The organism is Candidatus Tisiphia endosymbiont of Ditula angustiorana, from assembly GCF_964026425.1.
In the GTDB taxonomy this organism is placed as follows: domain Bacteria; phylum Pseudomonadota; class Alphaproteobacteria; order Rickettsiales; family Rickettsiaceae; genus Tisiphia.
Genome location: NZ_OZ032143.1, coordinates 1,649,879 through 1,670,648, shown reverse-complemented (window position 1 = coordinate 1,670,648; position 20,770 = coordinate 1,649,879). Strand labels below are relative to the sequence as shown.

Below are 20,770 nucleotides of genomic sequence, written 5' to 3'. Positions count from 1 at the left end.
GGTGAAATTATAGAAACAATCAGATTTGAGACAGCTCTGCATCTGATTGTTAAATTAATATTTTGCTAAAAACATGTATTTAATAGGTATCATTGGTGTTCAAAATAGCTAGCAACTCAAGAAAAGTTGATAAGGATTTATATAATAATTCTGCAGAGGATTTCATTCCAATTGCTTGTCATTATAATGAGAATACTTTGTTAACTAAGAATGGTGAACTACTCCAAACTATCCAAATAAATGGTATCAATGCAGAAAATATTAGCACTAAGTTATTCAATTTACGAGAAGTAGTGCGTAATGCGATCAAGAAAAATGTTCGTAATAAAAATTTTGCATTTTGGATACATACTGTACGACGTAAGACAAACTTAGATGACCCAACTTCTTATAATAAATTGTTAGCAGCTAATATTCACAATTTATGGCAAAAAAAGAATTACTGGGATGATAAATTTGTTAACACCTTATATATCTCAATAATTTATGATTCTGCTGAAATTAAAGTTAAAAATCTCAACCTTTTAATAACTTCTTTGTTTTTTGATAAAGTTGTCAGTCTCCAAAATAAGTACTTAAGTAGTGTTTTTGAAATACTAAATAGCACTGTTGATACAATACTTTTGGATTTACAAGATTTCGGTGCAGTAAAGTTAGGAATAAGATTTGAAGGGGAAGAATCTTACTCTGATCTAATGTTTTTATATCGTAGAATAATCCATCTCAACGAAGAATATTGCCTAGTACCGATTGCAAATCTATCTAATGCTTTAGCCTCTAATCAATATGCAGTTGGTAACGATAAGATTGAAGTAATAAGTAGTCATGATAAAAAGTTTGCATCCATTATTTCAATAAAGGAATATCAAGAAGTATCATCAGCTGCACTTGATGGATTCCTACAATTACCTGTGGAATTAATAGCAACAGAAATATTTTACTTCGTTGATAAAAAAGAAGTATCTAAAACATTTGAACAACAGGCATATATTTTACAAGTTAGTAAGGATACTAAACTTGCTGAAATTACAGGAATAGATAAGATAATGAACCTTGATGCTTCAATCCCGAACCAATTTTGTAAACAACAAATTTCTATTGCTATTATAGGGTCAGACTTGGAAAAATTGGATCAATCAATTGCCCAAGCATCTAAGGAACTTGCTAAAATTGGCATTGTCCATGTGCGGGAAGATATAAACTTAGAGCAGACATTCTGGGCACAGCTCCCAGGGAACTTTTCCTATGTTAGGAGGCTCGCTCCCACAATTATAGAAAATACCGCCGCTTTGGCCTCATTACATAATTTCCCGACCGGAAGCCAAAATAACATATGGGGTAAAGCGGTGACTTTGCTTAGAACAGAAAAAGGAACTCCTTACTTTATGAATTTTCATGCTAAAAGTAATAATAGAGGAAATACTTGTATTTTTGGCACAGATAATACTGGTAAGACTGTACTAACAAATTTTTTAATTTCTGAAGCCACTAAATATAAGCCAACAATATTATATCTTTCCAATAATAATAATTCAAAGATTTTTGTTGAATCAATTGAAGGGCAGTGGTTTGAAAAGGAGAAGAACCTAATAAATCCATTTCTACTAGATGATACTCTAGAGTCAAGGCATTTCGTTATCGAATTTCTTAAAATAATTTGCAATCATTCTTTTTACCCTCTAACCAAAGCAGAATTAGCTTTCCTAGAAAACTTCGCTGATAAAATTTGGACTTTAGATAATAAAGATCGTAATTTTTCCTCCATTTTAAAAACAATGGACTTTTCTATAGAAGATGGAGATTTAATTAAACTAAGGTTGACTGATTATACAAAAGGAGGATTATATGATGGTATATTTGATAGTGATAAATTCCCTTTATCTGAAGGCGGCATAATCGGATTTAATTTGTACCCTTTCTCTGAGAAGTCTTTTACTGAACGTTTTTATCCAACAGATAGAAAACTTCTAGAAGATTTTTCAATGAATTTGACTAAGCATAATAGTTTATGTGCAGGATTAATATATGCTTTTAATTATCACTTAACTATTATAGGGAAGAGTCCAAAAATATTAGTAATAGATAATCTAGATTCCTTGTATAGACCGGAAAATTTTGATAATATATCACAAATGATTTCTGATAGATTGCTGAATAATAATGGACTCATGGTTAGTAATTTTGATTTTAGTTATCTACAGTCGATAAAAACAAGGGTGCTACAGCATTGGTTGGATTTAACAGACACTAAAATAATTTTACCATCAGAAATAAAATCACAGTATTTAGAACAAATTTTAGGATTAAATGAATCAGAAATAAATAAATTATCGAAATTTACAATTGCTTCTAGAATGTTCTTAATAAATCAAAATAATCAATCTATTGCTTTGGAGTTAAGTATAGGAAGTTTAATTGGCATTATCAAGATTCTATCCTGTAGAACCGAGGAATTAAAAATATATCAAGAAATATTACAACAATATCCAGGACATCCTGATAATTGGATTAATCCTTTGTATATGGCATTAAATCATATTTAATAGGAAGAGGAATTTGGTGCTAAAGAAATATTATCTAGCATTTTTTTTGTTGATTTACTCTAGCAAGAGTTATGCAGCATTTTGGGATGAAATTGCACAATGTTTCAGTAACCCTTGCAATTGTGGTTATAGCACGATAGATGAAACATGGAACGGAAGTATCAAACGAACAATAAAGCCAAATCCTATATGCCCACCATGGAATAGGAGGGATGGACGCGATACAGATAATTGCTTGGTTCAATTTAACCCTCCTGAGAAGTTTATTGGATTTTATCTTCGTCACTGTGCAGAACGTACACCAGAAAGCTCCTATTTTGCACCAAAGATTCGTATAAGAACTCAAAGTTGTAATGCATTTGCATGCTGGAATCAATCCACTACTTTGAATTGGGATGGTGAATGCGTAATATGGCCTGGGGCTTATGCCTTACCCTTACTCAGAATTTGTGCTAGGGTTGCTGTTCCTGCAATTGGACCTACAAAACTGAATAAAGAAGGAACGCCAGCAGATCCTGGTTATACTCCTGGAAAACACTTGAATGATGTTGGCTTTCTAGAGGATGATAAACCGATTATTGGAGATGATGGAAAACCGATTGTTGGAGATGACGGGAAACCGTTTAATAGACCAAAGCTATGTGCATATAGTGATCCTGGTTTGGTAAATCTTGTTTCAGCTACCGGAGTTCACTTAGATCCTCTGGACTGGAACGCAGTAAAACAGCCTCTTCACAAAACAGATGAGTTACACCCTCTTGCAAAAATTCTAAAGTTTTTAATAGGAATTAAGTCTAGTATGAGTATATCAGGACTATTAGGTAAGTTATTAGACATGATTGGTTCTGACAATACACCAGGTCTTGATGTTATAAAAGAAATAGTTAGATGGATAGGATATATTTTTGAACAACAATGGCTGTATAAGGTGGCAGAAGAAATAGTAGAAGCACTTGGTGCACTAAATCGTTCTGTTGATGACTACCCATTTGGTTGCGTTGAATTACCATTAGGTCCTTTTCCACCACCATATTGCTCTACATTAAAACAATTCATTATTACTCCCACTACAAAGCGTGTATGCAGTAAAAAGAAAGGTGATTTATTTGTTCAATCTTCAAATGCACCATGTGTGGTATCTAAATTAAGAAATAATCTTATTCATAATGTCGTACGTGTTAGTTTAGATAATCTTGTGCCTCTTTGTAAAAATGAAGAAGACCCTCAAAAAACCGATAAATGTGTAAGAATAAACACTCCTGACCCATTTTCTTCAGCTAAAGGAATTCATATTGCTACTGATCGACGCGATACAATAAAAAAATGTTCAGATGGTGATGCAAAACTTTGCGTTAACACAAAAATTCCCTTTAAATGTAATGTTACTGAGAATGATTGCGAAGATAGATTTAGGATAGTCTACACACAAAAAGTAGGTAATATCTCTACACCAAGTAGTTACTATGTTGATGATTTACCTGATTGTAATAGCGAAGAAGCAAAGGGTAAGATTACTTGTCAAGAAATATGGGGCATAAATATTGGTGAGTTTATTGATGTTGATCTTGCATTTCCTCTTATACAAGGTCAAGATGCTACAAGTTTACTACCGCTCAAGAAAACCTTTAAGCTCAGTGATAGGTCTTTTGTTGCTTCAATTACTATAGATACTACATTGGATACTACCTTAGAGCCTCATCTTCGTCGTGATCCAAAATCTATTTGTGTAGCAGAAGGAGAGAGCTTGGTTGGTTGTGAAGACAGGGTGATAGATGGTTACCAAATCCTAACCTACCAGTGTGAAAAATTTCCTGGGATCTGCCTTAAAAATACCTATTATACTCCTCAATTTATTGCGTCAATACAAGTGTCAGACAATAAAGGGAATGTTGTTGATTCAACTAATACTGTTATTACACCATTGTCAGTTAGTCAGTCAATAGCAGGTAAGACAGAAGCAATAATAAATTTAGCAGGATTTAATTTTACTTCCTTCATGGCATATATTTCTAATACCCCCCCAACTATATATACTGCTATGCCATTTTCTGGAACAAAATCTATGAATCCTTTAACGATATATGGTAACTACAAAGATGACAAGACCCCTTATGATGCTAAGACAGGAATTCCTAATACAAATGTTGTATATTTAAAGGGTCTTGAATATATAAATGGTAAATATATTCAAGGTGCAACACATGGCTGTTTACAATTAAAAGATATAGACAAATGTATTCCGGGAGTAAATGATACTAACTGTGTACTAGCAAGACTACTTGAATCAGATACAGTTGATTGCTCAAAATTTAAGACAAAAAGTATGCAATACCTAGGTCTGCAAATCTGTCAGGATACTCATACTGATTGTAACTCTGTGGAGACTATAGATGATCTTAAGACAAAGGGTATTACGATTTATAAATGTGCTAACTCTACGTATTGTTATAAAAATAATCGTAAGCCAGATGTTGAAGTATGTAAAGTGTCTGTAGATAGTAATAATAGAATCGATCCTTCTCCGTCACTAGGTCCTACAATAAACACTGATGGAAAGTATTACACTGCTACTTTTAATAAGGATGGTGTTCTTATTGATAAGGATGGTATTCCTCTTGACAAAACTGCTGCAATCCGAGATAAAACCCCACAAGAATTAGGTTTTTGTACCTTAGTTCCTGCCCCTAAATGTCAAGCAATTACCACCCCGACTAATGACAGTGGTAACGCAACATGGTCTAGCACAGAAATAGGTGATCCTGACACAAAAATAGGTGATTTGGCATTAGGTACTTGTAAGCCTGGTTGGGTAGTAATTGATCCGAATAAACCACTACAACGTTATTGTCTATCAAATATCGATACTAAAACAGTGGCCTTTGAAGCCTTACCGGATGGTGTTGGATGTAAAGAGAATACTGGTCTTAATTTCAAATATACAAGCGATAAAAAAGATTTTCCTGTTAAAAATAACTACGATACTTTAACTAAGGTTGGAACCTTTATACTTGGTGGCTCATACGGTTCTGCAGCATATACTTACGATGCATTTTATTGCGTAAATTATGAGTTTGATATACCAAATACTAACATGCTAAGCTCTTTCACCATAGGTGGTAATGGTTCATATTATGATGATTACATAATGATTAAAGTTAATAATCAACTTATCAATACTGGTCCTGACAGATTTGACTTGATGGAATGTAGAAATTACAACGCTGACCGTACTCACTGTGATGTTTACATTTCTAGAAATGGCGAATTTGTGAAAGCACCCGACATATATAAATCTAATAACCTAACACAACTTAATCTTATGCCACATTTACGAAATGGTAAAAATAATATTAATACTTGTGTAGGAATAGTTGGAGGAGGAACTTTGAATGTTACTATTAAATATCAACTGAAATAACTTGGGCTTGATAAAGACATCAGGCTATCACCATTACTATAGTCAATTCAGGAGGATTTGCTGCTAGGAGCGATGCCTATATGTAATAGGCGAGCGATCGAAGACGACGTTTGCCTACTTCTCATCAATTGACTATATACTCGATAATCAAGTTTTTATTAAGTTATATAATTCATGGCAGTTTGAAAATCATGAAAAGAAGTCGAGAAGATGTCATTCTTAGCAACGGCGGGAATCTAAAAAAATAGCCTAAAAGACTATTTAAACTTTTTTAGATCCCAGCCTACGCTGGGATGACATAAACTGCCATGAATTGTAGCCTTCAGAAAAAAACTTGATTATCGAGATATAGCTAAAACCTTCTCGAGTTAGCTATATCTTAGTTGCGATGCAACTAGCTGTGAATAATTTAATTTGTGCTAGACATGTTGCTACGGCAGTTTCAGTTCGGAGGATATTTGGTCCTAGACTTATTGATAAAGTATTGGGTCTTAATGAAAGCATTTGGAGTTCATTTTGTGAAAAACCACCTTCTGGACCGACAACAACTGAAATATTTGCCGCAATATCTGATGAATATATAGGCATGATTTTTAATAAAGTATTATTTTCATCTTCATTTTCATTGGCATATATTATAGAATTATCTAGAGTTTGCTCTAGGAAAAGACTAAGTGATACTACTGGCATAAGAATGCAGGGTATTAAACGTTCGGACTGCTCTGTAGATTCGATAATACATTTCATCAATCTTTGAGTATTAACAGTGCGAAATTGAGATCTGTCTGCGATTAGTGGAATAATTTTTGTTACCCCAAGCTGTATAGCCATATCTATGGCATCCAACATTCTATCACTTTTAATAATGGATATTCCTAAAGTAAGTTCAGGTTCAACTGTTGCTTTTCTTAAAATATTAGTAAGTCCAACATGTAAATTATTTTTTGTCATACCAGTAATTTGTGCTATAAACTCACCATCTGTGCCGTTAAAAATTCTAAAATGATCGCCAACCTTTAGTCTTAATACTGTTTTAAGGTAGTGACTATGATCTTCTGCAAGATTTAACGAATAGTTTTCAATTAGTTTGATATTGGTATATATTCTGTGAAGATGAGAAAATTTCATAATTTTAACTCTAATGGTTAACACCTAGGCATTTTGACTTTTTCATTTACTTCAAAATATTATTTTAATAATTAAAATTATGTTTTGAGTAACAATATATTATTAAGGAAAAAACAACAATGAAAAAAACTAACTCAAACAGAAGGAGATAATGTAGTATGAAAAGAAAATTCACAGAAATAGAAGATAATTTGTTTAAAACACTTCATAAAAAGGGTAATCCTTTAGTATTGTATAATATTTGGGATGTTGGTTCAGCACAGATTGTAGAGAAGTCCGGGGCAAAAGCATTAGCTACAAGTAGCTGGGCAGTAGCAAAATCTTATGGTTGTGAAGATGGTGAGAAATTCCCACTTAAATTAGCCTTGCAAAATTTAAAGAATATTATTGAAAAAGTCAAAGTACCCGTGAGTTTTGATTTTGAATCAGGATTTGCATCGAAGTTAAGTGATTTAATAGAAAATGTTGAACACGTAATTAAAACAGGGGCAATTGGTATAAATTTTGAAGATCAAATTATTGGGAAAGAAAAGGCAAGATACTCTATAGAAGAACAATGTAAACGAATTAAAGCAATTAAAGAAGCTATAAAGGAGTTATTGCCTAATATGTTTATTAATGCTAGAACGGATATCTTTCTTCAAAAAGATACATCTGAGCATAATGAACAAGACTTAAAAGAAGCTATAGAACGAAGCAAAGCTTATGCAGAAGTTGGAGCTGATGGGTTTTTTGCACCAGGCTTAGCAAATCATAATTTTATAAAACAATTATGTGAATTTTCACCTATTCCTGTCAATATAATGGTGCAAGATATAACGACAGTAAAAAACCTTGTTGATTTAGGTGTATCTAGAATTAGTTACGGTCCTTTCCCATATATTGCAGTGATGCAAGAATTGGATAAATCTGCAACTGAAGTGTTAACATATATAGATACAAATAAAAAGACGTAATAGGAGAGGACTAGTACATTATTATGGATAACAAAAAAGATACTACCATAAAAGATAAAAAAGAAAACCCCAAAGAAATAGGCGGCTTTAAAGGTCAAGAACCAACTACCTATGGAGATTGGCAGCATAAAGGTAAAGTAACTGATTTTTAAAAAGATTAAAAAATTTATGCCAAATTTTCATCAAGTCAAAATTCTACCATATAATGCACAAGAATTATATTACTTAGTTCTTGACGTAAAGTCATATCCTGAATTTTTGCCATGGTGCAAGGCTGCTAGAATCATTTCAGAGAGCGAGAATCAAATTATAGCTGAATTAGTAATTCAGTTGAAAGGTTTCACAGACAAATATCAATCAAAAATTATATACTCAAATGATTTAAAGAAACAAAGCTATTCTATTGAAGTAGAAGCAGTTTCTGGACCATTTAAATATTTAAAAAACTTATGGCAATTTTCCAAAGAAGATACTGGTAGTAAAATAGAGTTCTTTATTGATTTTAAGATGAAATTTGCAATAGTTGACAAGTTAGTTAGTATATTTTTTACTGATGCTACTGAAAAAATGGTTGATGCATTTGAAAAAAGGGCAGATACTATGTTAACTAAAATAAACTTAGCAAACTACTCTTGAAATAGGGATCTATTTAATTAGTGCAAATTTAATATTTATTATTATTTTATAGCAAAATTGAAGGCCGCTACTTTAATTTTGCTACTCAACTTTTACCCAAAAACTTGAAAATTGATTTATCAATTCTGCAAGTTTTTGAAGTAGGTCAATATAGGAGCAGATATAAAAATAGATGAATATGTACCAACTATTATACCAAAAAACACTAATATACTAAAGCTATAAATAGCTTCCCCACCAAATATTACCAAAGCTAGGTTTGCGAGCAAGGTTGTAACAACTGTTAGAATAGTCCTAGACAGAGTTTCATTAATACTCAGATTAATAATTTGTGGCATTACTTTCTTATGTGATTTGCGTAAATTTTCTCTGATTCTATCATAGATAACTACTGAATCATTCACAGAATAACCTATTATGGTAAGAATAGCAGCTATGGAGCTTAAATTGAAGTCTAGCCTCATTACACTCATAAAACCTAAGCTTAGTATGGCGTCATGTAACAAAGCTACAAGTATGCCAAGCCCAAAATACCACTCAAATCTAACCCAAGTGTAAACCATTATGGCAAGAAACGAAAGAATTAGTGCCGTTATTCCTGATTTTATCAGTTGAGTACCAACTTGTGGACCGACAAAATCTACTTTACGATACTCAAATTTATAAGGAAACTGGTTTTTTAAAGTTGATTTGATAAGCTTAATATTTTGCATTAAAGTATCTTCACTATTGCTGCCAACTCGTATTGACAAATCATGCTGATTACCAAAATTTTGTAATACTACTTCACCAATCTTAAGGTTATTAAGCACTTCACGCATTTTGGTTAAATCAGGGTCTTGATCAAGCCGCACTTCTATAACAATCCCACCAGCAAAATCAATACCAAAATTAAATTTGTAAATCCCTATCCAAATAATACTTACAAGAGATAAAATAATGGACATCGTATAACTTACTTTTCTAAATCTGATAAAATCAAAGTTGATTTTATCAGGTAAAAGCCTTAATGGATATAATTGCATTATTGAATTCTTTAATTTATATACCGAGAGCTTGTCTATACAATTCTAAGATCGCATCTTGTTCAGCTAGCTTATTTCTATCAAGTTTTTTTAGTTTTAACACCGACTTCATAGCCTTGGTATCAAAGCCACTAGAGCTGGCTGCATCAAATATATCTTTTATTGCTTCAGATAATTCAGCTTTTTCTTGTTCAAGCCCTTCTATTTGATTTATATATTGTTCTAATTGTTCTTTAGCTATCACTTCTGTCATAAAATTCAAGTTTATTGTTTATCAAAAATTATATACTCTTCTGCTTTGAAGAATTGTTTTTTGGAAATATCATGGATTCGCATGCTCACATACTAATATGTACGTTCCGCTTGCTCACCATTCATTTTCAAATTCAATTCTCCAAATCATTTGAGTATAATATGGCTAGTATATATTATTTTATCAAGCCACTAAGTAATTTATAGATAATTTTGCTATAAATGCTAGAAAAATCTTTAGATTAGTTGTTACCCGAACGATCCTTATAAAAACAAAGAGCTATTAGGCTTGAAATAGCACAAGCAATTACATAATAAATAGATGAAGTAATAGTACCAGTTTTTTGCACAAGATATTCTAGTATTAAAGGTGTTGTACCACCAAAAATACTGGTTGCTGTATTATAAGACAATGATAAAGCAGTATTTCTGATATTGGTTGGATAAAATTCAGCTTGCAGTGCAGGTTCAGGACCAATATAACAAGCAGCTAAAATTGATAATACGATTTGAGATATAATTATAAAACAAAATTCTCCAGTTTCAATTACATTCATCAAAAAAGGGATAACTAAAATAATTACCAGTAAATTAATCACAAAAATTTTCTTTCGACCAATTACATCAGATAAATAGCCAGAACATAAAGTAACAATAGCCATGATTATATAACAATAATTAGCTAAATTGCTAACTTGGTCATCGGTAAAACCACGATTTATCCTCAAAAATGACATTAGATAAGTAGCTTGTAGATAGAATATTACTGAACCTGTAGAATTGATGAAGATTGATATTAACATATCAATCCAATATACAGAGATAACTTTTTTCAGAGGAGATTTTAAAATCCCACCATCTTCTTTTATACTTTGAAAACTAGGGGTTTCACTGGTATATTTTTTGATATAAAGTCCAGCAAATAAAATGAAAATTCCTAATAAAAATGGTATTCTCCACCCCCAATCATTAAATTGTTGTGCTGATAAAAGACTTTGTATAAGCTGCGAAATGAGTGATCCAAATAATATGCCAATACAAATACTGGACATTGGTATACTGCCAGTAAAGCCACGATGTACCTTACCTGTATGTTCAATAGCAAATGCAATTGAGCCAGTAAGTACTCCGCCCATTGATAAACCTTGCAGCATCCGAAGTAGAATCATTAATATAGTTGCGGTAACACCTATATTGTCATAAGTTGGTAATATGCCAATTAGTGCCGTTGGCAGAGACATACAGAATATAGATGTACTTAAAGCAGTTTTTCTACCAAAACGATCTCCGAGTACCCCAAAAAATACCCCACCTATTGGTCTCATTAAATAACCGATAGCAAATACCAAAAAAGCATGCAATAAAGACGAGCTAGGACTTGATCCAGGAAAGAACTTTGCCCCTATTATAGGAGCAAAGTAACCAAATAGTGCGTAATCATACCACTCAAATGCATTTGCTACACCACTTGCAAAAACTAACTTACATTTATTCATATTTTTTATTATTTCATTGGTGATCAAGGATTAGAACGCTTATTACCCCAATTCGGGATAAGAATTAGTTAATTCTTATCCCAAATTCGCGTTTATTAGCAACATATATGATGGCTTACTCATAATGCCCACTCAAGCTGATTATTAGTACAGTCTTTTCATCTTCAAAAATTTCGTATATCAATCTATGTTTGATATTAATTCTTAGAGAATAGCAACCTTTTAAGTTGCCTACGAGTTTTTCACTGCTGATAGGTCTTGGATTATTTTTTAATTCAGTCCATAGTTTTCTAGCCTTATTATCAAGTTTTTCTGACTTTAACTTTTGAAAATCTTTAAATGATTTTTTAGTAAATTTCAAATTGTACAATGACATCAATTCATATCATCTTCATTTAAGCACTCATCCAAAGGTTCTTGCCTAGCTTTTAGTATTTCCTTAACTAATCCAGGTATCGAATATAATTCTAATGTTGCTTGCAAAGATTCGTAGTCTTCTCTAGATAATAGCACTGCGTCATAATGCTTACCTTTTAAATATACTGGTTTATGTGTTTCGTTTGCTTCTTGTACAAGGCTAAATAAATTAGCTCTTGCTACCGATATTGTCTGTACGTTCATAATTTATCTCCCTTATAAGTATACTCTTCTGCTTTGAAGAATTGTTTTTTGAAAATATCAAGGACTCGCGTACTTAACCTCAGTTTGATGTAATAAATTAATAGTAAGCTCAGTATCATCGTCATTAGGGATGATGTCACCCCTGCGAAAGCAGGGGGCTAAAAATGCTTAACCTCGATCTACTTTTTTTAGATACCGCACCGAAGCAGGGACACCCTAGGCTATTAAACCGATGTCTTACATCAAACTGAGGTTACGTACGCTCCGCTTGCTCGCCTCTTATTTTCAAATCCAATTCTCCAAATCATTTAAGTATATACACATATAGTACATGATATTGTACATTCAATATCATTTCAACAAAATGTTTGAAGAGAACAAGCATTGCTAACCTGAATTCGATGTAACAAGTTACATTGAATTCAGGGATACATATAGAAACAATCAGGTTTGAAGCGGTTCTTTACCTGATTGTTAAATATTAATTTGCTAATAATCTTATTTTTATACAATATAAAAATAAGATTATTAGCGGTAATAGATTAAAATGCATTCGTAGAATCGCTTCAAGAATGCATTTTTCCTTATAACAAGCCAATTCGATATAAGAATTAACAATTCTTATATCGAATTGAGGTATTGCTAGTACTTCTTCATGCAGTAGCTTTATCATTTTGTGTAATATTTCCTTTCTCAGAATATATTATAAACAATGTTGCAGGTATTATTATCAATGCTCCGTATAAAGTACTGTTTTCAGGGATTTCATTAAACACAAGATATCCAGCTGATGCTGAAATTATTAACTCTAAATATCTATAAGGGGTGGTGGCAGTGGCATCAACTAGAGAGAAAGCCTTTAATAAGAAAAATAAGATTAAACTACCCCCAGCTCCTAAGGTAAATAGCAAAATAAATTCTGAACTGCTAGGTGTTTGCCAATACATTATTGATGACGGTATTGATACTAAAGATGTTACTAGAGCAGAATAAAATAGCATACTAATCATTGATTCTTTTACTACAAATTTCTTATTGATAATATCTAACATGGCAAAAGCTACAGAAGCTAAAACAAAAATCAATATCTGTGGATTAAAGTCACTAGCATGAGGTTTCAGGGTAATAACAATACCAATAAAACCAAATAAAGTTGCTGCCCATCTTTGCCAAATAATATTCTCATTTAAGAAAAAAACTGCTAGAACTAGAGTAAATAAAGGTGTAGCAAAACCAATAACTGTAGCAGTAGTCACTGGGGCAATATTGAGACCATAAGTCCAAGACGTCATAGCAAAAAACAATAAAACCCCTCTTGCAATATGTATAAAAGGACGATTAGTTTTAAGAGTCTGTTTCCCATAATATAAAATAAAAGGGACAAGAATTAAAGCACTAAAGAAAAAGCGAAAACAAGTTACCTCAAAACTATGTAGCCTAAGTCCAAGATATTTTGCTGTTATGTCATTAGTTGCACTACTTACTAAGCTTAATATAAACCAACCAATACCAACAAAATAAGTGTTTAATTTATTATTCATTGTATAGACCTTAATTCATTATTTTTTTTATATTTTTTGTATTAGTGTTTTCTATATTTAGTGTTATAGTGTCACTAATATTAAACAAGTTTAAAAATCTTATTATCAATTTGATTTTCAAATAAGACAGAATATATATAATACAGCAATATATTTAAAGCAAGAAAAGGTTTATAGTTATGATAAAAGTCACGAAAAAATTTGGAATATTGCTGTTGGTAAGTTGTGTAAGTATTTCTAGCTTTGCTAATTCTGATTCAACTAATAATGACTATGATGCCGATTATTATGAAAATGAAGGTAATCTTGTGTTTAAAATAAGAGGGGGGGGTATCAAATCTAGTGCAAAGCAACAAGGTTTTCCTAAGGCTACCGCCAAAAACCCAGTATCGATTGGTAATTTTGTTGAAAATGGTTACGGTTTTGATGCTTCTACATCAATATTCTTTGCTAGTAACGTTGCCGCAGAGTTATCTTTAGGTTTTAATGTATTACGTACTAAAAATAATAGTTTAAAGAATGTGGCTTATAATTATGGTGGTAATCCAGCAGATGTTGGTAAAAGAAAAGCTCTTTATATTATCCCCCTGACTGTCACGGGACAATATCATATAGCTCCCTTTGGTGCTATTAGACCTTATGTTGGCGTTGGTTATCATGGAGCTTATATGTTCAGTAAATCTAAAGGATGTACAGTCAAAAATGGTCACGGTGCTGTATTACAGATCGGGGTTGATTTATATGCTAAAGATGATACATTGATTAACTTAGATGTAAGGCAGTATTTTCTTAAGACCAAAATTGATTATAAAAATAGTTTAATAAAACAACCTATATCATCTAAAGTAAGGTTTAATCCGTTAATGATTGCAGTAGGTATTGGTTATAGGTTTTAGACTTGCCTGACCTAATTAAGCGAGAAATTGAAGTAGTCTAAGATGTCTATTGTTGACTTATTAGTTAGAAGAGACTATATCTTTTCTAGACATATCAATATTATATTATTAGTTTTTTACTATGAGTTTACAACAAAAATTACCTATACTGCCTAGAGCAACTGCTATTTGGTTGATTGATAATACTGCTTTAACTTTTAAGCAGATAGCGGATTTTTGTGGGATTCATGAGTTTGAAATTAAAGGCATTGCTGATGGTGAAGTATCTCAAGGTATTATGGGGCTAGATCCTATTGTTGGAGGACAATTAACTCAAGAAGAAATAATGCGTTGTACGAAAGATCCAAGTAGTAGTTTAAGACTTTTTGTGAGTAGTGCCTATGATTTGGTAAGCACAAAGAAAAAACAACAATCTAGATATACTCCTATTGCTAGACGTCAGGATAAACCAGACGCAATATATTGGCTACTTAAAAATTGTCCAGAAATTTTAGATAATCAAATTATAAAACTAGTTGGTACTACTAAGCCAACCATAGAAGCTATCCGTGAGCGTAGTCACTGGAACATGAAAAACATTCGCCCACGTGATCCAGTTTTACTTGGAATTTGTAGTCAAGTGGAATTAGACAAGAGTATTGAGCAAGCGAAGCTTTTATCTAAGCAAGAAAAAACTGATAAAGAATAGACTTCCTGCATAAATCAAAAATAGTTGAGGGATTTTTAGAAGAAACGAAGCCGAGTACCGCAGCGTACACAGACGATTGTTACGGAGCAAGGCGAGTTTCGACGACAAAATCACCAACTAGATTGATTTATGCAGGAAGTCTAATAAGTCAGGGCAACTTAAAAACCACGATTAGTAGTTGCTATAGACATAAGTTTAACTATTCTTGATGTTATTCCTGCGTAGACGGAAATCTAAGAAAACAGCCTGCAAAGGCTATTAGATATTATAGATTCCCGCCTACGCGGGAATGACTTGCTTATGATTCATGCAACAAATCCTCCATGCGAAAGTTGAGAGGATTTAAAATGGCATCTTTAGTCCAGGTGGCAAACCAATATTACCTAAAGCATCAGACATAGAGTTTTGTGAATCTTCATCGACCTTGCTTTTAGCATCGCTGAAAGCAGCAACAATTAAATCTTCCAATAATTCTTTCTCTGTCTCTTTAAGCAAAGAAGAGTCAATGGAAACCTTTCGAACCTCACCACGACCACTAACGGTAATATTTACTAACCCACCACCTGCTTTTCCAAAATATTCAGTATTTGCCATTTTTTCCTGCATTTCTTGCATTTTTTTTTGCATTGACTGAGCTTGTTTTAAAAATTGATTAAAATTTGTCATACTATTTACCTTTTAATTTTTTAACAAAATATCTGAAATTGTAACATTTGGAAAGTGTTGTGTTAAAATTTTCCAATCTTGACTTGATTTTACTTTATTTAGCAATTGTTCTTTAAGAGTGATTATTTTTAACTGTTTTGTAATGATAACATTCCAAGTTTTACCTGACCAAGCAAATAATAAATTAGCAATTTGTTCTTTTATTTTTGTATTGAGATTGCTTCCAGCAATTTCTATAGTTTGAAAAACAAAAGATTTTAACTCCACTTGGTTTAGTAATCTATAATAAACTTCCATCTCATTATGCAAATGTAAAAACTCAAGAAAACCGGTAATTTGATAGTTCTGAGTTGATTGTTGTAATACCGGCTGTTCTAGTTGCTCCCCATCATTATATTCCACTAATTCTTCTAGCGATGGCAACATCTGTGAGTAAATAGATTTTATCACCAGCATTTCAGCTTCTATCAATTGATTATGTGAAGTTTTCATCTCTATAATTCCTTTACTATATATTTGCCAAATAATAGATAATTGAGAAAAAGTAGTTTTTGTTAGAATATTTGTAACATTATCATTAAAAGATACATATATAGGATTTTGATAATTAGGTAATATCTTTATTTTACTAAGATAGGCAGTAAAATCAGCAACTAATGCTACAAAAGTTTCTAAATTTGCTGAAGACATATAAAGATTGTTTACTAAATCAATCGATTTAGCAGCATCTTTTTGAATAATATATTCAAAAAACTTAACTATACTAGCTGTATCCACCAAACCAAGTATTTGATAAACGATTTCAGGAGTGATCAAGTCTCCTGCTGCCAAACTCGTTACTTGGTCTAGTACTGAAACTGCATCTCTAGCTGAACCATCAGATCTGGACGCAATTATTCTAAGAGCCTCTATCTCAACGTTTAACTGTTCTTTTTTAGTGATGAACTGAAGCAATTGAAAAATCTCATCAAATGTTAGTCTCCTTAAATCATATCGCTGACATCTAGAAATTACGGTTAATGGAATTTTCTGTGGTTCAGTAGTAGCAAATATAAATATTACATGTGCTGGTGGTTCTTCAAGGATTTTAAGTAGAGCGTTGAATGCACCTTTAGACAGCATATGAACTTCATCAATTATGAAGATACTGTACCTAGCGATTAGCGGCTTATATTCACTGCTTTCTATTATTTTACGGATATCATCAACACTTGTCTTGCTAGCAGCATCAATTTCAATTATATCGGGATGGTTATTTTTATTAAAACTGCTACAATTCTGACAATTTTCACAAGGTTTAATACTATCACCTTCAACTATCAGACTGGTACAATTAATAGTTTTAGCGATAATACGTGCTGAAGTAGTTTTGCCAACGCCCCTAATACCAGTAAGAAGATAACCTTGAGATATACAATTTTTTAGAATAGTATAGCTTAAAATTTTTGTTAAAACTTCTTGTCCGTATAGTTCAGAGAAATTAGTAGGGCGATATTTTCTAGCAAAATTAATATATTGGTCGGTTGTTTTTGTCACTTGTATATTCATAAAATATGATCTACTCAAATGATTTCAAGAATTAGATTTGAAAACAGAAGAGTATGCTAGTAATGACCCACTAGAGACTATTTTGGCTGCTTCCTTTCGAACCTGACCACCTGAACAGCACCAATGCCCACTACTAGCACATGATAAAATAGTTCTTTTATCATCTAGAGGCAAGTTATTTAAGTAGCTAAATTGTATTTTTTTTCTATATCGCTTTTTGTCAGTCTACTTGGTGTTCCGAATATGTCTGGATTCTTAAGCTTAAATAAATCGTCATCAAATTTTTGTACTTTTGCAATATGATTAAATATTATGGTAATAACATTTTCATCTTCAAGTATTTCTAGCTTTTTTATTTGTTTAGTTTTTTTATCAAAAGTAATCTGACTACGCCGCTCTGATAAAGTATGATAAATAGTAATTTTAAACATATTATCTTGATCTATTACTGATTCAATTTTGAAATATTTATCAAAATCTATACTATCTTCTAATAAAAAATTAAATACATTCTCCTCTGCCTTAATACGACTTACATGTTTCATATCATAGTCATACACAGAAACATAATTAGCATTACCAATAACCACCAAAGGAAATGGTGGGTAATAATTACATCGAAACTTAGAAGGCTTATTTATTAATAACTTACCTTCAGCTTTATTCCCTGCTGAATCCTCTTGGCTAAAGTCCACAGCCATGGATTTTATTTCACGTAAATATATTTTAAGTTGATCAATAGCTTTGTTATCAAGAGGCCTATGCTCTAATATTAGAGTTCTAGCAGAATTCGCTTCTGCTAGGGAATTTGTAGGAGGATCGGAACGCAGAACCGCAGCGTACTCTAGTGTACGTGAGGATTCGAGTACCGTACCGACGCCCAAATTACCAGTAGAAGTAGAATTATGCAAGAACTCTATTTCAGCATAGGCTATGGTTAGAAACCAATAAATGGCAATAATACCTTTACAAAGCCAGCTCATCTTTTATACCTATATGTGTTACCCCAATTCGGGATAAGAATTAACTAATTCTTATCCCGAATTGTCTTTAATATAAGGAAAAATGCATTCTTAAAGCGGCTAACGCGAATGCATTTTAAACCTTTCTAAAGCTAAAAACATGATTTTAAAAGATTAAAATCATGTTTTTAGCAAAATATTAATTTAACAATCAGATGCAGAGCCGTCTCAAATCTGATTGTTTCCATAATTCCCCCGAATTTGGGATAAGAATTAATAAATTCTTATCCCGAATTCGCGTGTGTTATATTTCGTTTCGCTGCTTTAAGTGTATTCTTTAGCAAACAAGCGACAGTCATTGGTCCAACACCGCCTGGAACTGGTGTTATATATCTCACTTTATCAACAACATTGGTAAAATCAACGTCTCCTACCATCTTGTCGCTATTAGGAAGTTTACTAATACCAACATCAATAACTATAGAGTTAGGACTGAAATATTCTTTTGTTAATGTTAAAGGAGATCCAATAGCAGATATTACTATATCAGTACGGGAAGTTATAGAACTTAAATTTTGAGTTCTTGAATGGCATATAGTTACAGTACAATCTTCTCTAAGTAATAAAGCTGATAATGGTTTACCTACAATATTAGAACGCCCTATAATTACAGCATTTTTTCCAGCTAAATTTGGTTCAACTTGTTTAAGTAACTCAATGCAACCAAGAGCCGTGCAAGGTACAAAGCCATTGCCTGAGTTACTATGTAGATAACCAACATTTATAGGATGGAAACCATCAACATCTTTGCTAGGATTGATGGCAGATAAGATTAAATTTTTATTGATATGTTCAGGTAGAGGAAGTTGTACGATAATTCCAGAAATATTTGAATCATTGTTGAGCATACTGATTTCATGCAGCATATGTTCAATGTCAATTTCACTGGGCAAATTTATTTGCAAAGCGTCCATACCAATTGCTCCTGCTGCTTTGATCTTATTTCTTACATATATACTACTAGCTGGGTTATCACCCACTAGTATAATAGCAAGAGTTGGTACTAACTTGTGTTGATCCTTGATTAAATTAATCTCTGCCCGTAACTTAGATAATATTTGTTCTGCAACATATTTACCATTAATTATATTACTACGTTCATTCACTATTTATGTACTCCTTTGGTAGTTGAATATTCGAAGTGTAAGGCCTTACCCTCAAATACCCTGCCATAGGCATGATGTAAGCTGCTAGCTGCTTCGGCAAAACCAGTAAGAATTAATTTTAATTTTGCCGGATAACTAGCAATATCGCCAATTGCATAAATGCCTGAAATATTTGTTTCAAAATATGAAGGTTCTACAATTATATGATTAGTTTTGAGATTTAATCCCCAATTTTTTATTGGCCCCAATTCTTGGGCAAGCCCGAAGAATGGTAATAAAATATTCGCGGGTAAAGTACAAATATTCCCCTCAAAATCTTTGACGTTGACGGCTTCTAGTTTGCCATCTTTTCCTACTAAATGGTCTAGTTGATAATTAATTACTAACTCAATTTTGCCACTATTTGCTAGTTCTTTGAGTTGTCTTATACTTTCATTCGCCGCCCGAAATTTCTCACGCCTATGCACTAAATATATTTTTTTAGCAATTTCAGAGAGTGATATTGCCCAGTCTACAGCCGAATCTCCTCCACCAGCTATTACAATTTCTTTGTTGGCAAAACTATTGCGGTTATTGATAAAATAAAATACTGATTTTCCCTCAAATGTTTCTATATTAGATAATGGAGGTCTATTAGGTCCAAAAGAACCGCATCCAGCAGCTATAATAATAACTTTAGCAGTAATTAGGATGTCTTTAGAAGTGGTAATTTGGAATCGCCCCTCTTCTTTTTTCAACTGCACTACTTGCTGATTTAGATGATAAACCGGATCAAACGGTTGTGCTTGCAATGCCAATTGTGCTATCAACTCTTCTGCCATAATTTTAGGATATGCTGGTATGTCATATATAGGTTTTTCCGGGTAAAGTTGGCTACATTGCCCTCCTATTATCTCCTGCGAGTCAACAACATGGCAACGCATACCAAGCATCCCAGCTTGAAAAATAGCAAATAGACCAACTGGACCTGCACCAATTATTATAATATCAGTGTCGTGCATAAAATAAAATTTTTATAAATAAAAAAATAGTATAGCTAAACCATCAAGGTTTTAGATAGCTTCTCCGTCATTGCGAGGAGTCGCTTTGCGGCGACGAAGCAATCCAAATTTGACTATTTTCTTGGATTGCTTCGTCGGTCTTGTGACCTCCTCGCAATGACATTCAGGAACTTATAACAATATCAAGAACCTAATCGAGTTAGCTATAAAACTCTTAGTGATAGCAG

At 32.6% G+C, this 20,770-nt stretch carries 18 protein-coding genes, 1 other RNA gene and 1 pseudogene; 7 read left to right on the top strand and 13 right to left on the bottom strand.

From position 1 onward, the window contains the following. The first annotated feature begins 104 nt into the window (after positions 1–104). The gene (locus AAGD29_RS08080; RefSeq protein ID WP_341758780.1) at positions 105–2,543 is read left to right on the top strand and encodes a VirB4 family type IV secretion/conjugal transfer ATPase; all 2,439 of its coding nucleotides are present in this window, start codon (positions 105–107) and stop codon (positions 2,541–2,543) included. A 16-nt stretch (positions 2,544–2,559) separates the two neighbouring features. Continuing rightward, positions 2,560–5,961 carry a hypothetical protein gene (locus AAGD29_RS08075; RefSeq protein ID WP_341757744.1) on the top strand — a complete coding sequence of 1,134 codons (3,402 nt, stop codon included), beginning with the start codon at positions 2,560–2,562 and terminating at the stop codon, positions 5,959–5,961. A 372-nt stretch (positions 5,962–6,333) separates the two neighbouring features. Here AAGD29_RS08075 and AAGD29_RS08070 read toward each other — a convergent pair whose 3' ends face one another. Further along, the gene (locus tag AAGD29_RS08070) at positions 6,334–7,089 is read right to left on the bottom strand and encodes a 16S rRNA (uracil(1498)-N(3))-methyltransferase (RefSeq protein ID WP_341757743.1); all 756 of its coding nucleotides are present in this window, start codon (positions 7,087–7,089) and stop codon (positions 6,334–6,336) included. Between the two features lie 158 nt (positions 7,090–7,247). Here AAGD29_RS08070 and AAGD29_RS08065 point away from each other — a divergent pair, with 158 nt between their 5' ends. The 3 genes and pseudogenes from AAGD29_RS08065 to AAGD29_RS08055 all read left to right on the top strand — a co-directional run bounded on the left by AAGD29_RS08065 (position 7,248) and on the right by AAGD29_RS08055 (position 8,681). Next, positions 7,248–8,045 (top strand): isocitrate lyase/phosphoenolpyruvate mutase family protein, encoded by a 798-nt coding sequence (locus AAGD29_RS08065; RefSeq protein WP_341757742.1) that lies wholly within the window; start codon positions 7,248–7,250, stop codon positions 8,043–8,045. 17 nt (positions 8,046–8,062) lie between these two features. Then, positions 8,063–8,197: pseudogene (locus AAGD29_RS08060) on the top strand (DUF1674 domain-containing protein); the annotation flags it as partial. A gap of 16 nt (positions 8,198–8,213) precedes the next feature. After that, the gene (locus AAGD29_RS08055) at positions 8,214–8,681 is read left to right on the top strand and encodes a type II toxin-antitoxin system RatA family toxin (protein WP_341757741.1); all 468 of its coding nucleotides are present in this window, start codon (positions 8,214–8,216) and stop codon (positions 8,679–8,681) included. Between the two features lie 119 nt (positions 8,682–8,800). Here AAGD29_RS08055 and secF read toward each other — a convergent pair whose 3' ends face one another. From secF to AAGD29_RS08025, 6 genes are all read right to left on the bottom strand, one after another. Next, on the bottom strand, positions 8,801–9,706 hold the full coding sequence (gene secF / locus AAGD29_RS08050) for a protein translocase subunit SecF (protein WP_341757740.1): 906 nt from the start codon (positions 9,704–9,706) through the stop codon (positions 8,801–8,803). 16 nt (positions 9,707–9,722) lie between these two features. Beyond that, on the bottom strand, positions 9,723–9,959 hold the full coding sequence (locus AAGD29_RS08045; protein ID WP_341751598.1) for a DUF2312 domain-containing protein: 237 nt from the start codon (positions 9,957–9,959) through the stop codon (positions 9,723–9,725). A 241-nt stretch (positions 9,960–10,200) separates the two neighbouring features. Further along, entirely contained in the window at positions 10,201–11,454 is a 1,254-nt protein-coding gene (locus AAGD29_RS08040; protein ID WP_341757739.1) for an MFS transporter, read from the bottom strand. Between the two features lie 115 nt (positions 11,455–11,569). Continuing rightward, the gene (locus tag AAGD29_RS08035; RefSeq protein ID WP_341751596.1) at positions 11,570–11,830 is read right to left on the bottom strand and encodes a Txe/YoeB family addiction module toxin; all 261 of its coding nucleotides are present in this window, start codon (positions 11,828–11,830) and stop codon (positions 11,570–11,572) included. Beyond that, positions 11,830–12,075: a type II toxin-antitoxin system prevent-host-death family antitoxin gene (locus tag AAGD29_RS08030; protein WP_341757738.1), complete on the bottom strand. Its 246-nt coding sequence runs from the start codon at positions 12,073–12,075 to the stop codon at positions 11,830–11,832. The genes AAGD29_RS08035 and AAGD29_RS08030 overlap by 1 nt, the downstream gene beginning before the upstream one ends. 653 nt (positions 12,076–12,728) lie before the next feature. Continuing rightward, on the bottom strand, positions 12,729–13,616 hold the full coding sequence (locus AAGD29_RS08025; RefSeq protein WP_341757737.1) for a DMT family transporter: 888 nt from the start codon (positions 13,614–13,616) through the stop codon (positions 12,729–12,731). Between the two features lie 179 nt (positions 13,617–13,795). Here AAGD29_RS08025 and AAGD29_RS08020 point away from each other — a divergent pair, with 179 nt between their 5' ends. Both AAGD29_RS08020 and AAGD29_RS08015 read left to right on the top strand, forming a co-directional pair. Then, positions 13,796–14,512, top strand: coding sequence for an OmpW family outer membrane protein (locus AAGD29_RS08020; RefSeq protein WP_341757736.1), 717 nt, complete (start codon positions 13,796–13,798; stop codon positions 14,510–14,512). A 121-nt stretch (positions 14,513–14,633) separates the two neighbouring features. After that, the gene (locus AAGD29_RS08015; RefSeq protein WP_341757735.1) at positions 14,634–15,200 is read left to right on the top strand and encodes a cell cycle transcriptional regulator TrcR; all 567 of its coding nucleotides are present in this window, start codon (positions 14,634–14,636) and stop codon (positions 15,198–15,200) included. A 342-nt stretch (positions 15,201–15,542) separates the two neighbouring features. Here AAGD29_RS08015 and AAGD29_RS08010 read toward each other — a convergent pair whose 3' ends face one another. From AAGD29_RS08010 to AAGD29_RS07980, 6 genes are all read right to left on the bottom strand, one after another. Next, positions 15,543–15,866: a YbaB/EbfC family nucleoid-associated protein gene (locus AAGD29_RS08010; RefSeq protein ID WP_341757734.1), complete on the bottom strand. Its 324-nt coding sequence runs from the start codon at positions 15,864–15,866 to the stop codon at positions 15,543–15,545. Between the two features lie 12 nt (positions 15,867–15,878). Continuing rightward, on the bottom strand, positions 15,879–17,414 hold the full coding sequence (gene dnaX, locus AAGD29_RS08005) for a DNA polymerase III subunit gamma/tau (RefSeq protein ID WP_341757733.1): 1,536 nt from the start codon (positions 17,412–17,414) through the stop codon (positions 15,879–15,881). 47 nt (positions 17,415–17,461) lie between these two features. Then, positions 17,462–17,557, bottom strand: an RNA gene (gene ffs / locus AAGD29_RS08000) — signal recognition particle sRNA small type. Positions 17,558–17,593: 36 nt separating this feature from the next. After that, on the bottom strand, positions 17,594–18,397 hold the full coding sequence (locus AAGD29_RS07995) for an outer-membrane lipoprotein carrier protein LolA (RefSeq protein WP_410521147.1): 804 nt from the start codon (positions 18,395–18,397) through the stop codon (positions 17,594–17,596). 263 nt (positions 18,398–18,660) lie between these two features. Next, positions 18,661–19,542 carry a bifunctional 5,10-methylenetetrahydrofolate dehydrogenase/5,10-methenyltetrahydrofolate cyclohydrolase gene (locus AAGD29_RS07985; RefSeq protein WP_341757732.1) on the bottom strand — a complete coding sequence of 294 codons (882 nt, stop codon included), beginning with the start codon at positions 19,540–19,542 and terminating at the stop codon, positions 18,661–18,663. Beyond that, on the bottom strand, positions 19,542–20,543 hold the full coding sequence (locus AAGD29_RS07980; protein ID WP_341757731.1) for an NAD(P)/FAD-dependent oxidoreductase: 1,002 nt from the start codon (positions 20,541–20,543) through the stop codon (positions 19,542–19,544). Before AAGD29_RS07980 ends, AAGD29_RS07985 begins: the two co-directional genes overlap by 1 nt. Positions 20,544–20,770: the final 227 nt, after the last annotated feature.

Excerpts from the sequence above, each read along its gene's own strand:
- secF (WP_341757740.1), bottom strand. The coding sequence starts at position 9,706 with ATGCAATTATATCCATTAAGGCTTTTACCTGATAAAATCAACTTTGAT.
- AAGD29_RS08045 (WP_341751598.1), bottom strand. The coding sequence starts at position 9,959 with ATGACAGAAGTGATAGCTAAAGAACAATTAGAACAATATATAAATCAA.
- AAGD29_RS08035 (WP_341751596.1), bottom strand. The coding sequence starts at position 11,830 with ATGTCATTGTACAATTTGAAATTTACTAAAAAATCATTTAAAGATTTT.
- AAGD29_RS07995 (WP_410521147.1), bottom strand. The coding sequence starts at position 18,397 with ATGAGCTGGCTTTGTAAAGGTATTATTGCCATTTATTGGTTTCTAACC.
- AAGD29_RS08025 (WP_341757737.1), bottom strand. The coding sequence starts at position 13,616 with ATGAATAATAAATTAAACACTTATTTTGTTGGTATTGGTTGGTTTATA.
- AAGD29_RS08010 (WP_341757734.1), bottom strand. The coding sequence starts at position 15,866 with ATGACAAATTTTAATCAATTTTTAAAACAAGCTCAGTCAATGCAAAAA.
- AAGD29_RS08055 (WP_341757741.1), top strand. The coding sequence starts at position 8,214 with ATGCCAAATTTTCATCAAGTCAAAATTCTACCATATAATGCACAAGAA.
- AAGD29_RS08065 (WP_341757742.1), top strand. The coding sequence starts at position 7,248 with ATGAAAAGAAAATTCACAGAAATAGAAGATAATTTGTTTAAAACACTT.
- AAGD29_RS08070 (WP_341757743.1), bottom strand. The coding sequence starts at position 7,089 with ATGAAATTTTCTCATCTTCACAGAATATATACCAATATCAAACTAATT.
- AAGD29_RS08020 (WP_341757736.1), top strand. The coding sequence starts at position 13,796 with ATGATAAAAGTCACGAAAAAATTTGGAATATTGCTGTTGGTAAGTTGT.
- AAGD29_RS07980 (WP_341757731.1), bottom strand. The coding sequence starts at position 20,543 with ATGCACGACACTGATATTATAATAATTGGTGCAGGTCCAGTTGGTCTA.
- AAGD29_RS08030 (WP_341757738.1), bottom strand. The coding sequence starts at position 12,075 with ATGAACGTACAGACAATATCGGTAGCAAGAGCTAATTTATTTAGCCTT.
- AAGD29_RS08040 (WP_341757739.1), bottom strand. The coding sequence starts at position 11,454 with ATGAATAAATGTAAGTTAGTTTTTGCAAGTGGTGTAGCAAATGCATTT.
- AAGD29_RS08015 (WP_341757735.1), top strand. The coding sequence starts at position 14,634 with ATGAGTTTACAACAAAAATTACCTATACTGCCTAGAGCAACTGCTATT.
- dnaX (WP_341757733.1), bottom strand. The coding sequence starts at position 17,414 with ATGAATATACAAGTGACAAAAACAACCGACCAATATATTAATTTTGCT.